This is a genomic window from Pseudomonas sp. Irchel s3f19 (genome assembly GCF_900187555.1).
Taxonomy (GTDB): Bacteria; Pseudomonadota; Gammaproteobacteria; order Pseudomonadales; family Pseudomonadaceae; genus Aquipseudomonas; species Aquipseudomonas capeferrum.
This window is the reverse complement of sequence record NZ_FYDW01000003.1, coordinates 193,446-207,540: the sequence shown is the minus strand read 5'-3', so window position 1 is coordinate 207,540 and position 14,095 is coordinate 193,446. Positions and strand designations below refer to the sequence as shown.

The following is a 14,095-nucleotide window of genomic DNA, read 5'->3' as shown; positions in this document are numbered from 1 at the left end:
CGGCGGCAAGGACGGAACAGCAGTAAGGGAACTATGTGAAGCGAAGCAGTCCGCTGTCACCGCTGTTGCTGGGAGCCTTGGGGCTCCTGGCCCTGAACTTCAACACGGCTGCCCAGGCGGCCGATGACATCGACCCACAACTGCGCCAGATCGGGCCATCACTGTTACGTGATGCGCCCGATGCAGTGCCCGCCCGCCCTGCCATCGGCATGGCCCCCGTCGCCAATGGCGACCGCCTTGGCCTGACCGAAGCGGTGCTGCAAGCCGCGCAATGGCACCCCAGCATCGCCGAGGCCATCGGCAACCTCTACAAGCAAGGCGAAGGCATCAATGTTGCCCGCGCCGGTTACTACCCGCAGATTTCCGGCGGTGTACGCACAGGCTATGACACCGGCTACGGCGGCGACCGCAACAGCCAGGCGCTCAACCTGTCGCTCAAGCAGATGCTCTACGACTTCGGCAAGGTCGACAGCGCCGTCAGCGCTGCCCAGGCCGCCGCCTCCCGCGCCCAAGCCAATATCCTGCTGGTGGTCGACGAACTGGCCCGCGACACCGCCTATGCCTGGGTCGAAACCCGCCGCTACGAACAACTGATCACCATTGCCCGCGACCAGATCCGCGGGGTGGGCGACATCGCCGGCATGGCTCGCCAACGCAGCGACATGGGCGCCAGCACCCGCTCCGACGTGGTCCAGGCCGAGTCCCGCGTGGAAAGCGCCCGCGCCACCCTGGAGGAATACCAGTCACAGTACGAACGCTGGCGCTCGACCCTGGCATCGTTGCTGGGGCGGGTCACGCCACCGGCGCTTGCCGAGGAATCGCCACCCGAGCTGAACCAGGCCTGCAAGCGCCCGGCACAAGGCGACGACCGCTTGCCCGCCGTGCTGATGGCCTTGGCCCAACGCGCCCAAGGCCAGGCCGAACTGGCCCAGGCCAAGGCCGAAGCCTACCCCACCGTGTCGCTGCAGCCGCAGATCAACCACTACCTGGACAACGACTACGACCGCGACAACTCACGCATGGACCGCACCCAGGCAGGCATCTACCTGAACGTCGAGGTGCCCATCTACCAGGGTGGCGCCATCAGCGCCCGCAGCCGCGCCGCCGGCCATGCGCTGACTGCCGCCGACTCGGCCGAAGATGCCGCCCGCCTGCAGGCCCGCCGCGGCCTGGCCGAGGCCATGGCGCAGACCTCAGGGCTGGGCCGTCGGCTCAGTTCGCTGGAGGCCCGCCAGGTCAGCATTCAGGAGGCCCGCATGCTGTACGGCCGGCAGTACCTGGACCTGGGCACCCGGCCCCTGCTCGACCTGCTCAACGCCGAGCAGGAAATCTACCAGTCACGCTTCGAACTCGCCGGCACCCGCTCCGACCTGCTGCGCCTGGATGTCGACTGCCTTTACAACACCGGCGCCCTGCGCACGGCCTTCGGGCTCGAGGGGCGTAACCTGCAAGGTGTGGAGATCCAGCCATGAACGAATCCGTCAATGTGACCCTGCCCAGCCAGCCCCCGGAGCAAACGGCCCAGCAACGGCCAGACCTGGGGCCTTGGCTTGAGGTCATGCTCCAGGTCGCGCACCACTACCGCCTGGACGTGTCGCCGCAACGCATACGCTTGGCGGCCGTCGAAGATGCCCGCCCACTGGATGAAATTCTTCGCCACATGGCCCGCCAGGCCGGGCTGGCGCTGCGCTTCGTGCGCTTCGATGCCAAAGGCCTGCGGCAATGGCGCACGCCGCTGGTACTGGAACTCGACGACGGCCAGTTGGCAGTGGTCGAGTCGGTAACCGAAGAGGACGACCTGGCGGTAGTCTTCGCCGGTGACCAGGGGCTGACCTCACGCCTGCCGCGCGACACCCTCAAAGGGCGCATCACCCGGGTTGCCCTGCTGCGCCCGGCGCGGCCGTTGCGCGATGTGCGCACCGACGACTACACCGCCCCCTACGACCGCCACTGGTTCGCCCGCATCGTGTTGCGCGACCTGCGCCCGTATGGGCAGGTGATGGTCGCCTCGCTGGTGGCCAACGTGCTGGCCCTGGCCGGCGTGCTGTTTTCCATGCAGGTGTACGACCGGGTGATCCCCGCCGAGTCCCTGCCCACGCTGTACGTGCTGTTTGGCGGTGTGGTGCTGGCGCTGGTGTTCGACTTCAGCATGCGCCTGCTACGCCTGAAGGTGACCGACCTGCTGGGCAAGCGCGCCGACCTGCGCGTCTCCGACCTGGTCTATGGGCATGCCTTGCGCCTGCGCAATTCGGTGCGGCCCAAGTCGACCGGCTCGTTCATCTCGCAGTTACGCGAGCTGGAATCGATCCGCGACCTGATCACCTCGAGCACCGCCACGGCCCTGGCCGACCTGCCGTTCTTCCTGTTGTTCCTGTTCGTGTTCTGGCTGATCGGCGGCGTGCTGGTGTTCATCCCGCTGGTGGCGTTGCTGGCCATGGTCCTGCCCGGCCTGCTCGCGCAACGGCGCCTGGCCCGCCTGGCCAATGCCTCGATGCGTGAGTCGGCGCTGCGTAACGCCATGCTGGTTGAGAGCATCCAGGGCCTGGACGAAATCAAGGCACTGCAAGCCGAGGCACGCTTCGAGCGCCAATGGAACCAGTACAACGCCGCCTGCGCCCACACCAACCTGCGCCTGCGCACCCTGACCAACGGTCTGGTGACCTGGACGCAGAACGTGCAGGGTGCGGTGTTTGCGGTGGTCATCGTCATCGGCGCACCGATGGTGATCGCCGGCGACCTCACCACCGGTAGCCTGGTGGCGGCGTCGATGCTGTCGTCGCGCATGATGGCGCCGCTGGCACAACTGACCCATGTGCTGACTCGCTGGCAGCAGGCCAAGGTGGCCCTGCAAGGCCTCGACAAGTTGATGCAGTCACCGGTCGATCACCCCGAAAACGAAGCCCGCGTGCACCTGCCGGCCATCCGCGGCGAGTATCAGTTGCGCCAGGCCAACTTCCGCTACAGCCCGGAGGCCCCGCCCGTCCTGAGCATCGCCCAGCTGGACATCCAGCCGGGTGAACGCATCGCCGTGCTCGGCCGTAACGGTGCCGGTAAATCCACCCTGCTGCAGGCCCTGGGCGGTGCCATGGACTTGGTCCAGGGCGAAATCAACCTGGATGGCATTGCCCTGGCCCACCTCGACCCTGCCGACCTGCGCCGCGATGTCGGCCTGCTGCCGCAGTACTCGCGGCTGTTCCACGGCACCCTGCGGGAAAACCTCACCCTGGGTGCCGGCCAGGCCAGTGATCAGGAGTTGGTCGCCGCCCTGGCCGCCACGGGGGCGCTGGACTTTGTCCGGCGGCTGCCCAAAGGCATGGACCACTTGATCCTGGAAGGCGGCGTGGGCCTGTCCGGCGGCCAACGCCAGGCCCTGGTGCTGTCACGCCTGCTGGTGCGCCAGCCGCAGGTGCTGTTGCTGGACGAACCCACCGCATCCCTCGACGACATGACCGAACGCAAGCTGCTGGATAACCTCGAACGCTTCTGCCAGGGCCGCACCCTGGTGATCGCCACCCACCGCCTGAGCGTGCTGCAGCGGGTCGACCGGATCCTCGTGCTCGATGGCGGGCGCATCGTCATCGACGACAAACGCGATGCCGCGCTGGCGAAACTGCAAGGAGCCCAGGCATGAGCAACCATGAACTCCCGGCGTCCTACCTGGACGGGCAGGACGACCAGGCGGTGTTCCGCGCCGGCCGTATCATCACGATCTGTGCGCTGATGCTGGCGGCGTTCCTGGCGTGGGCGGCCTGGTTCGAGGTGACCGAAGTGTCCACCGGCACCGGCAAGGTGATCCCCAGTTCACGCGAGCAGGTGATCCAGTCGTTCGAGGGCGGCATCGTCGCGCAGATGAGCGTGGCCGAAGGTGACCTGGTCGACCGCGGGCAGGTACTGGCCCAGCTCGACCCGACCAAGACCTCCTCCAGCGTCGGCGAAAGTGAAGCCAAGTACCGGGCGGCCAAGGCCAGCCAGGCCCGCTTGCAGGCAGAGGTGACCGGCAAGCCGTTGGTGTTCCCCGACAGCCTGCGCGACTCACCCGACCTGATCGACGCCGAGACCGCGCTGTACCAGACACGCCGCCGTGGCCTGGAGCAGACCCTGGCCGGTATCGAGGACTCGCTGCAACTGGTGCGCAGCGAGCTGAAGATCACCGAGAACCTGGCGAAGATGGGCGCCTCGAGCCGGGTCGAGGTGATCCGCTTGAACCGCCAGCGCTCGGAACTGCAGCTCAAGGCCAACGAAGCGCGCTCCGACTACCTGGTGCGTGCACGCGAGGAACTGGCCAAGGCCAGCGCCGAGGCCGACAGCCTATCCGAGGTGATCCGCGGGCGCAGCGACTCGCTGACGCGCCTGACCCTGCGCTCACCGGTGCGCGGCATCGTCAAGGACATTGAGGTCAATACCTTGGGCGGTGTGGTGCAGCCCGGTGGGCAAGTGATGAAGATCGTGCCGATGGACGAGCGCCTGCTGATCGAGACCCGCATTGCACCACGGGACATCGCCTTCATCCACCCCGACCAGGCGGCCAAGGTCAAGATCAGTGCCTATGACTACTCGGTGTACGGCGGGCTGGAAGGCAAAGTAGTCGGCATCTCGCCGGATACCCTGCAGGACGAGGTGAAGCCGGAGATCTACTACTACCGGGTGTTTATCCGCACCGAGCAGGACAGCCTGCAGAACAAGGCCGGCAAGCACTTTGCGATCGTGCCCGGGATGATTGCCACGGTGGATATCCGCACGGGCGAGAAGACCATCCTCGACTACCTGATCAAGCCGTTGAACCGGGCCAAGGAAGCCCTGCGCGAACGGTAATCGTGGGGGCGCTTTGCGCCCCCCGCTCTACCAGGCCAGGCATCGACAACACGCCCACTAAAGCCCGACGCAAATACGCCGATAACCCGTTATTCCCCTATTCCCACGAAGGTCACCATGGCCACGCAAAATGCCCGCGCGGATTCGCTGTCCTTGCTGCTGTTCACCCTGCGCAGCGGCAAGCTGATGGCAATCAACCTGCTCAAGGTCAGCGAGATCATCCCCTGCCCTTCACTGACCAAGCTGCCCGAATCGCACCCCCATGTGAAAGGTGTGGCCACCCTGCGCGGCAACTCGCTGTCGGTCATCGACCTGTCCCGCGCCATCGGCGAGCGCCCGCTGGCCGACCCGGACGGCGGCTGCCTGATCGTCACCGAGATCAGCCGCTCGCGCCAAGGCCTGCATGTACAGGCCGTGAGCCGCATCGTGCATTGCCTGAGCACCGACATCAAACCGCCGCCCTTCGGTTCGGGCAACCGCTCGTTCATCACCGGCGTGACCCGGGTCGACAACGCGCTGGTGCAGGTACTGGACATCGAGAAGGTCATCCATGCCATCGCCCCGCCTGCCGCCGAGCCACAGCACGGCGCACTGACCGAAGAAGACGCGAGCCTGCTGGCCGCCGCCAACATCCTGGTGGTGGACGACAGCCAGGTGGCCTTGCAGCAGTCGGTGCACACCCTGCGCAACCTGGGCATCGAATGCCATACCGCACGCAGTGCCAAGGACGCCATCAACGTGTTGTTGGAACTGCAGGGCACCGCGCAGGAGATCAACATCATCGTCTCCGATATCGAGATGTCCGAAATGGACGGCTATGCTTTCACCCGTACCCTGCGTGAAACGCCCGATTTTCAGCACCTGTATATCCTGCTGCATACCTCGCTCGACAGCGCCATGAGCAGCGAAAAAGCCAGGCTGGCGGGGGCCAATGCCATCCTTACCAAATTCTCCTCGCCGGAGCTGACCGATTGCCTGGTGGTGGCGGCGCGGGCAGTGGTGTTTGCCGAGCGTTGATACATCAAGCGACAAACTCCCCGGCTTGCCGTCGGGGATGACTCGGGCATAATTCGCTCCCCTCGGAAGATATTTGCCGGAATCGCGTATGAAGTTTTTCAGCTCCCTCCTAGTCGCCTGCGCGCTGTTCAGCGGTGTCGCCCAGGCCTCCAGCAGCCAGGCCTGGAACGAGCAGCGCCAGCAGATGCTCAAGGCGTGCCTTGCCGCCAGCCAGTTCAAGGACGCCCATGCGCGCGGCAAGCCCGCCGAATTCGACGACCAAGTCGGCATGAGTGCCCTGCTGATCGAAGGCGTCTACCCGCAAAAGCACATGCAGCAACGTAGCGGCACCGAATTGTGCCTTTACGACCGCCAGCACCAGCGCGCGTTCGTCAGCGAATGGAACCCGGAAGCCAAGTGACCGACAACCTGCGTTTCGCCTGCACCGGCTGCGGCAAGTGCTGCACCGGCCACCATGTGCCGCTGACCCTCGACGAGGCGCGCCAATGGGCGGCGTCTGGGGGCCAGGTGGTGGTATTGATAGAAGCCTTCGTGGCCGATGGCCCGGGCATGCCGGAGGAGCAACGCGAGCATGTGCTGCGCCGCTCCCACCCGGTGGCCTGCGGCGACACGGTCGCTCGCGTCTCGGTGACCTTCGCGGCCTTCAACCCGGGGCGCTGTCGCAACCTCGACGACAATGACCTGTGCACCATTTACGACGCGCGCCCGTTGGTCTGTCGCATCTACCCGGTGGAAATCAACCCGCATATTCCGCTGCGACCCGAGAACAAGGACTGCCCGACCGAGGCTTGGCAGCAGGGGCCGGCGCTGATTCATGGCAGCCAGCTGGCCGACGCGGGGCTGGCGGCGCTGGTGGAGGCTTCGCGCCAGGCGGATCGTGATGACATCGCGGCCAAGGTTGCGGTTTGCCAGGCGTTGGGCATGACTACCAGTGCGCTGAAAGGGAACGGGTTTACGGCTTATCTGCCGGAGATGGGGGCTTTTGCGACAGCGTTGGCGCAGGTGCCGGAGGATAATGGGGCGCGGTGGACGCTGCATGTGCAGGATGAAGCGTTGACGGCCAGTTTGCGGGGGGTTGGGCTGAGCACGACCTCTGAAACGCCGGTTTATTACGCGTTTATTGGGTTTTGACGGGGTAACGCGGATTGCGGGGGGCCGGGTGCATGGCTTGGGCCTTGTGGCGGATTCGAGATCGAGCGCCGCCCGCGCGGCGCTTCGCGGGGCAAGCCCGCTCCCACATCTGTTTCGGGCCAATTATTCCTGAAGCATTGGCGCGCGTCCCTCTTGGCGTCCACCCCAATGTCGTGTCGTATAAACGAGGGGGCGCGCGCCTATCTCACAGGCGAGACTGGCCCGAAACAGATGTGGGAGCGGGCTTGCCCCGCGAAGCGCCGCCCGCGCGGCGCTCGATTTCCGCCCCACCACAAAACCGTCGCCAAACCCGAAACTGTCACCGCTGTCAGCCAGCCGTCATGCTGCCGACCCTCTCCGGGGGCTATAAGCTTGAGTACAGACAACCGTCTCCCCCTTCTGGCCAAGGTGCCCGCCCCCGATGCGACGTCCGTCCCGCTCTGTCACCCTTGCCGCCTTGGCGCTGCTCATTCTGGTAGCGCTGGGCGTCTGGTTCAGTCAGCGTCAACCAGCGCCCGCCCCCCGCGCCCAGGCAGCGATCCCCGTGCGCGTGGTCAGCGTCACCCAACAAGACGTGCCGCGCTATGCCAGCGCCATCGGCTCGGTGCTGTCGCTTCACAGCGTCGAAATCCGCGCACAGGTGGAAGGCGTGCTGACCCAGGTGCTGGTCAAGGAAGGCCAATGGGTAAAGGAAGGCGACCTGCTGGCCACCCTCGACGACCGCTCGATCCGCGCCAGCCTCGACCAGGCGCGCGCGCAGCTCGGGCAGAGCCTGGCGCAGATCCAGGTCGCCGGTGTCGACCTCAAGCGCTACCGCCTGCTGAGTACCGATGACGGGGTATCCAAGCAAACCCTCGACCAGCAGCAGGCCCTGGTCAACCAGTTGCAGGCCACGGTCAAGGGCAACCAGGCCGCCATCGCCAACGCCGAAGTACAACTGTCCTACACGCAGATCCACTCACCGGTGACCGGCCGGGTCGGTATCCGTAACGTCGACCCCGGCAACCTGGTACGCAGCAGCGACACCCAGGGCCTGTTCAGCGTGACCCAGATCGACCCGATCGCCGTCGAGTTCGCCCTGCCGCAACAGATGCTGCCCACCCTGCAAAGCCTGCTCAAGGCGCCCAGCCCGGCGCTGGTGCAGGCCTACATGGACGCCGACGGCGAACGCAGCCTGCTCGGTGAAGGCCACCTGGCGCTGATCGACAACCAGATTTCGGCGACCACGGGCACGGTGCGGGTAAAGGCCGAATTCGACAACAAGGATGGGCGCCTGTGGCCCGGCCAACTGGTCACCGTTCGCTTGCGCACGGCAATGCAGGAGAATGCCCTGGTGGTGCCGCCCCCCGTAGTGCAGCGCGGCGTCGACGGCCACTTCGTGTACCGCCTGGACGGTGACAAGGTGACCAGCGTGCCGGTCAACGTGCTGTACCAGGACAGCGGGCTGAATGTCATCGCCGGGGTCAAGGCAGGCGAGCGCCTGGTGCTCGACGGCCAGTCGCGGCTCAAGCCTGGGTCGCGGGTCGAAGTCACCACCGATGCGCCGGCCCCCGCAGAAATGGCCGACGGCCGGAGCCAGCCATGAACGCGCGCAACGGGGTTTCGGCCTGGTGCATCGACCACCCGATCGCTACCTTGCTGCTGACCTTCGCTCTGGTGATGCTGGGGGCCATCGCCTTCCCCCGCCTGCCGGTGGCACCGCTGCCCGAGGCCGACTTCCCGACCATTCAGGTCACTGCCCAGTTGCCAGGGGCCAGCCCGGAAACCATGGCCTCGTCGGTGGCCACGCCGCTGGAGGTGCAGTTCAGTGCCATCCCCGGCATGACCCAGATGACCAGCAGCAGCGCGCTGGGGTCGACCAACCTGATTCTGCAGTTCACCCTCGACAAGAACATCGACACGGCGGCCCAGGAAGTCCAGGCCGCGATCAACACCGCCACTGCCCGCTTGCCGCAAGACCTGCCCAACCCGCCGACCTGGCGCAAGGTCAACCCGGCCGACAGCCCGGTGCTGGTGCTGACTGTCAGCTCGAACCAGATGCCCGGCAATGACCTGAGCGATTACACCGAAACCCTGCTGGCACGCCAACTGAGCCAGATCGACGGGGTCGGCCTGATCAATATCACCGGGCAATTGCGCCCCGCCATCCGCGTGCAGGCGCAACCGGAGAAGCTGGCAGCCATCGGCCTGACCCTCGCCGACCTGCGCCTGGCCATCCAGCAGACCAGCCTCAACTTGGCCAAGGGCGCGCTGTACGGCGAGCACAGCGTGTCGACTCTCGCGGCCAACGACCAGCTGTTCCACCCCGAGGACTACGCCCAACTGATCGTCTCGTACCGCGACGGCGCGCCGGTGCACCTGCGCGACGTGGCCAAGGTGATCAACGGCGCCGAAAACGCCTACGTCAAGGCCTGGTCCGGCGACCAGCCTGGGCTGAACCTGGTGATCTTTCGCCAGCCCGGCGCCAATATCGTCGACACCGTGGACCGGGTACTGGCGGCCCTGCCCAAGCTGCAGGAAATGCTCCCGGCTTCGATCGAGGTGTCGGTCCTGCAGGACCGCACCCAAACCATCCGCGCCTCGCTGCACGAAGTGGAGCTGACCCTGATGATCGCTGTGGCCCTGGTGATCGGGGTCATGGCGCTGTTCCTGCGTCAATGGTCGGCGACCCTGGTGGTGTCCAGCGTGCTCGGGGTGTCGCTGATTGCCAGTTGCGCGCTGATGTACGTACTCGGTTTCAGCCTGAACAACCTGACCCTGGTGGCCATCGTCATTTCGGTGGGGTTCGTGGTGGACGATGCCATCGTCGTGGTGGAAAACATCCACCGCCACCTCGAAGCGGGGGACGACAGCCGCACGGCGGCACTCAAGGGCGCCGGCGAAATCGGCTTCACCGTGGTGTCGATCAGTTTCTCGCTGATTGCCGCATTCATCCCGCTGCTGTTCATGGGCGGGGTGGTCGGGCGCCTGTTCAAGGAGTTTGCCCTGACCGCCACGGCCACCATCCTGATTTCGGTGGTGGTCTCGCTGACCCTGGCACCCACCCTCTGCGCGTTGTTCATGCGCCGCCCGGCCGGCGAGCAGCACGGCGGCTTTGGCGAGCGCCTGGTGAGGTGGTACGAAAAAGGCCTGAACCACGCCCTGGCCCATCAGCGCCTGACCCTCGGCGTGTTCGGCCTCACTCTGGCCCTGGCCGTGGTGGGTTACGTGGCCATCCCCAAGGGCTTCTTCCCACTGCAGGACACCGGCTTCATTCTCGGCACCAGCGAAGCGGCAGCGGACGTGTCGTACCCTTCGATGATCGAAAAGCACCAGGCCCTGGCCAAGATCATCGAGGCTGACCCGGCCGTGCGTGCATTTTCGCACTCAGTCGGCGTCACCGGCAGCAACCAGACCATCGCCAATGGCCGCTTCTGGATCGCCCTCAAGCCTCGCGGCGAGCGCGATGTCTCGGCCAGCGAGCTGATCGACCGGCTGCGGCCCAAGCTCGCCCAGGTGCCGGGCATCGTCCTGTACATGCGCGCCGGCCAGGACATCAACCTCAGTTCCGGCCCGTCGCGCACCCAGTACCAGTACGTGCTCAAGAGCAACGACGGCGTGGCACTGAACCTATGGACCCAGCGCCTGACCGACCGCCTGCGTGAAAACCCGGCACTGCGCGACCTGTCCAACGACCTGCAACTGGGGGCCAGCGTCACCCGCATCGACATCGACCGCCAGGCCGCCGCGCGCTTCGGCCTGACCACCACCGACGTCGACCAGGCACTGTACGACGCCTTCGGCCAACGGCAGATCAGCGAATTCCAGACCGAGACCAACCAGTACAAAGTGATCCTCGAACTGGACGCGCGCCAGCGTGGCAAGGCCGAGAGCCTCAACTACTTCTACCTGCGCTCGCCCCTGAGCAACGAGATGGTGCCGTTGTCCGCCGTGGCCCACGTTGCCGCGCCCAGCACCGGGCCGCTGTCGATCAGCCACGATGGGCTGTTCCCGGCTGCCAACCTGTCGTTCAACCTGGCCCCGGGCGTGGCCTTGGGCGATGCGGTGAGCATCCTGGAGCGCACCCAGCGCGAACTGGGCATGCCCGACTCGATCAGCGGCAACTTCCAGGGCGCGGCCCAGGCCTTCCAGAGCTCGCTGTCGAGCCAGCCGTGGCTGATCCTCGCCGCCCTGGTGGCGGTGTACATCATCCTCGGGGTGCTCTACGAGAGCTTTGTCCACCCGCTGACCATCATCTCGACCCTGCCCTCGGCGGGCCTGGGCGCGCTGATCCTGCTCTGGGCCATGGGCCAGGACTTCAGCATCATGGGCTTGATCGGCGTGGTGCTGCTGATCGGCATCGTCAAGAAAAACGGCATCCTCTTGATCGACTTCGCCCTTGAAGCCCAGCGCCATCACGGCATGACGCCCGAGCAGGCGATCCACCAGGCCTGCCTGACGCGCTTTCGGCCGATCATCATGACCACCCTGGCCGCGCTGCTCGGCGCGGTGCCGCTGATGTTCGGTTTCGGCGCCGGTGCCGAGCTGCGCCAACCGCTGGGCATTGCCGTGGTCGGCGGGTTGCTGGTGAGCCAGGCCCTGACGCTGTTCACCACCCCAGTCATATACTTGGCCCTGGAGCGCCTGTTCCATCGCCGTCGGGCCGCCAACGCGGCCGCGCCAAGTGCCAGTTGAGACAAGACCATGCGTGTGCTGATCATCGAAGACGAAGAAAAAACCGCCGATTACCTGCATCGCGGCCTCAGCGAGCAAGGCTTTACCGTGGACCTGGCGCGTGACGGCATCGACGGCTTGCACCTGGCCCTGGAAGGTGACTATGCGGTAATCGTGCTCGACGTGATGCTGCCGGGCCTGGACGGCTACGGCGTGCTGCGCGCCTTGCGGGCGCGCAAGCAGACGCCGGTGATCATGCTGACCGCCCGCGAGCGGGTCGAAGACCGCATCCATGGCCTGCGCGAAGGGGCCGATGATTACCTGGGCAAACCCTTTTCCTTCCTCGAACTGGTCGCCCGCCTGCAGGCCCTGACCCGCCGCAGCAGCAGCCACGAACCGCTGCAGATACAGGTCGCCGACCTGTGGATCGACCTGATGGCACGCAAGGCCAGCCGGGCCGGCCAACGCCTGGACCTGACCGCCAAGGAGTTCTCGCTGCTCAGCGTGCTGGCCCGCCGCCAGGGCGAAATTCTGTCCAAGACCGCGATTGCCGAGCTGGTCTGGGACATCAACTTCGACAGTGATGCGAATGTCGTCGAAGTGGCGATCAAACGCCTGCGCGCCAAGCTCGACGGGCCATTCGACCACAAGCTGCTGCACACCATCCGAGGCATGGGCTATGTCCTGGAAAACCGTGCGGGCTAACTCCATCGCACTGCGCCTGTCGGTGCTGTTCATCCTGGTGGCAGTGAGCGTGTTCCTGCTGATCGGTACGGCGCTTTACCGCCAGGTCGATCGCAGCCTCGACCTGCTGCCGGCCGCCGAACTGGATGCGCGTTTCAGTGTGCTGGAGTCCACCCTCAACCGTTTCGGCACGGCCGATCACTGGGCCAAGGTCAGCAACAAGCTCAACCTGCTCAGTGAAGAGGACAAGCGCATCCGCTTCTGGGTGGTCAGCAGCGACCCGGCCTACGACTATGGCCACCCCAGCGAGCTGGTTCGCGCATTTGCCGAAGGCCCGCCGGGCATGCGCGACCTGCGCCTGCCCGGCCAGCCCTACCCTTACAAGGTGCTGGTCAGCGAGTTGCCGGCGCTGGCTGAGCGCCCACCGCTGCGCTTTCTGATCGGCATCGACACCGAGACCTTCTGGCAGGCGCAGCACAGTTTGCTGGTGGCCATCGTTGGCTTGGCGGTGCTCGGCGTGCTGCTGGCCTCGGTGCTCGGCTACTGGGTGGCACGCATCGGCCTGCGCCCGTTGCTGGCACTGTCCAACGAAGCCCAGGCATTGGCGCCGCCACGCCTGGACGGGCGCCTGCAAACCCACGACCTGGCCCCGGAACTGGCGCAGTTCGCCGGGGCCTTCAACGCCGCGCTCGACCGGGTCAGCCAGGCCTACTCACGGCTGGAGGCGTTCAACGCCGACGTCGCCCACGAGCTGCGCTCGCCGCTGACCAACCTGATTGGCCAGACCCAGGTGGCACTGACCCGCGGCCGCAGCGCCGAGCACTACTTCGAAGTGCTGCAATCGAACCTCGAAGAGCTGGAGCGCCTGCGCAGCATCATCAACGATATGCTGTTTTTGGCCAGCGCCGACCAGGGCAGCAAGGCCACCGCACTGACCCAAGCCTCGCTGGCCGAGGAAGTGGCGACCACGCTGGACTACCTGGACTACATCCTCGAAGACGCACAGGTCCGCGTCGCGGTCAGTGGCGATGCCCAGGCGCCCATCGAGAAAGCCCAGCTGCGCCGGGCGCTGATCAACCTGCTGAACAATGCCGTGCAGCACACCGCGCCCAACCAGGTGATCCAGGTGCGGATCGACAGCGGGCCGAGCCAGGTCAGCATCGCCGTGAGCAACCCGGGGCCGGCGATCGAAGATGCACACCTGCCGCTGCTGTTCGAGCGCTTCTATCGGGTGGATGCAGCGCGCAGCAACAGTGGGGGTGGCAACCATGGTTTGGGCTTGGCTATCGTCAAGGCGATTGCGTTGATGCATGGCGGCGAGGTTTTTGTACGCAGCGAAGCAGGCGCCAACACCTTCGGCATTCGCCTGCCAAGCGCTCAACTGCGCGGGTTTGCCGCAGAAGCCTGAGCTTTCGCCGCATGATCGTTACCTTTTGCGCAACAGTGCTTATCGTACTTCGCTCTGTTTCAAGTGCCCTGAAGGGACTAACTTTAGCCCTGTCCTCATTAGCACTTGCATCGCAAGAAGGTAGTTTCAAATGTCCAACAGTATGGGTATTGCCAGCGTCTTCGTCCTGTCTTCCCTGTTGTTGTCGCCCCTGGCCATGGCCGAAGAATCCCCGGCTTTCGTCGCCCGTAATGCAGAGCTCGCCGCCGTCCATCAAGAGGCCCGCGACGCTGTAGCCGCACAACAGGCCGATGCCGTAAAAGACGCAAACCAGACCGCTTCCAAGGTGTCCAGCGACGCCAATGCCGACAGCTGATCGGTCGCCGTACCTGCTCCCGTTTTCCCTTGGCT

The 14,095-nt window shown here is 65.7% G+C and carries 11 protein-coding genes; all 11 read left to right on the top strand.

Going from position 1 to position 14,095, the window contains the following annotated elements; genetic code table 11:
• Nucleotides 1–35 precede the first annotated feature (35 nt).
• The 11 genes from CKW22_RS08930 to CKW22_RS08880 all read left to right on the top strand — a co-directional run bounded on the left by CKW22_RS08930 (nt 36) and on the right by CKW22_RS08880 (nt 14,060).
• Nucleotides 36–1,472, top strand: coding sequence for a TolC family outer membrane protein (locus CKW22_RS08930; RefSeq protein ID WP_095064027.1), 1,437 nt, complete (start codon nt 36–38; stop codon nt 1,470–1,472).
• Nucleotides 1,469–3,631, top strand: coding sequence for a type I secretion system permease/ATPase (locus tag CKW22_RS08925; protein ID WP_047582717.1), 2,163 nt, complete (start codon nt 1,469–1,471; stop codon nt 3,629–3,631). Before CKW22_RS08930 ends, CKW22_RS08925 begins: the two co-directional genes overlap by 4 nt.
• On the top strand, nt 3,628–4,812 hold the full coding sequence (locus tag CKW22_RS08920; protein ID WP_033701238.1) for an HlyD family type I secretion periplasmic adaptor subunit: 1,185 nt from the start codon (nt 3,628–3,630) through the stop codon (nt 4,810–4,812). Before CKW22_RS08925 ends, CKW22_RS08920 begins: the two co-directional genes overlap by 4 nt.
• 117 nt (nt 4,813–4,929) lie before the next feature.
• On the top strand, nt 4,930–5,829 hold the full coding sequence (locus tag CKW22_RS08915) for a chemotaxis protein (protein WP_033701239.1): 900 nt from the start codon (nt 4,930–4,932) through the stop codon (nt 5,827–5,829).
• Between the two features lie 88 nt (nt 5,830–5,917).
• A complete protein-coding gene (locus CKW22_RS08910) occupies nt 5,918–6,229 on the top strand; it encodes a hypothetical protein (protein ID WP_033701241.1) in 312 nt (103 codons plus the stop codon).
• Nucleotides 6,226–6,960 (top strand): YkgJ family cysteine cluster protein, encoded by a 735-nt coding sequence (locus tag CKW22_RS08905; RefSeq protein WP_033701242.1) that lies wholly within the window; start codon nt 6,226–6,228, stop codon nt 6,958–6,960. The genes CKW22_RS08910 and CKW22_RS08905 overlap by 4 nt, the downstream gene beginning before the upstream one ends.
• Before the next feature lie 421 nt (nt 6,961–7,381).
• Nucleotides 7,382–8,545, top strand: coding sequence for an efflux RND transporter periplasmic adaptor subunit (locus CKW22_RS08900; protein WP_033701243.1), 1,164 nt, complete (start codon nt 7,382–7,384; stop codon nt 8,543–8,545).
• Nucleotides 8,542–11,634, top strand: coding sequence for a multidrug efflux RND transporter permease subunit (locus CKW22_RS08895; RefSeq protein WP_033701244.1), 3,093 nt, complete (start codon nt 8,542–8,544; stop codon nt 11,632–11,634). Before CKW22_RS08900 ends, CKW22_RS08895 begins: the two co-directional genes overlap by 4 nt.
• 9 nt (nt 11,635–11,643) lie before the next feature.
• Complete coding sequence (locus tag CKW22_RS08890; protein WP_033701245.1) at nt 11,644–12,318, top strand: heavy metal response regulator transcription factor; 675 nt, start codon at nt 11,644–11,646, stop codon at nt 12,316–12,318.
• Nucleotides 12,293–13,705: a heavy metal sensor histidine kinase gene (locus tag CKW22_RS08885; protein ID WP_033701246.1), complete on the top strand. Its 1,413-nt coding sequence runs from the start codon at nt 12,293–12,295 to the stop codon at nt 13,703–13,705. Before CKW22_RS08890 ends, CKW22_RS08885 begins: the two co-directional genes overlap by 26 nt.
• A 130-nt stretch (nt 13,706–13,835) precedes the next feature.
• The gene (locus CKW22_RS08880; RefSeq protein WP_033701248.1) at nt 13,836–14,060 is read left to right on the top strand and encodes a hypothetical protein; all 225 of its coding nucleotides are present in this window, start codon (nt 13,836–13,838) and stop codon (nt 14,058–14,060) included.
• Nucleotides 14,061–14,095 lie beyond the last annotated feature (35 nt).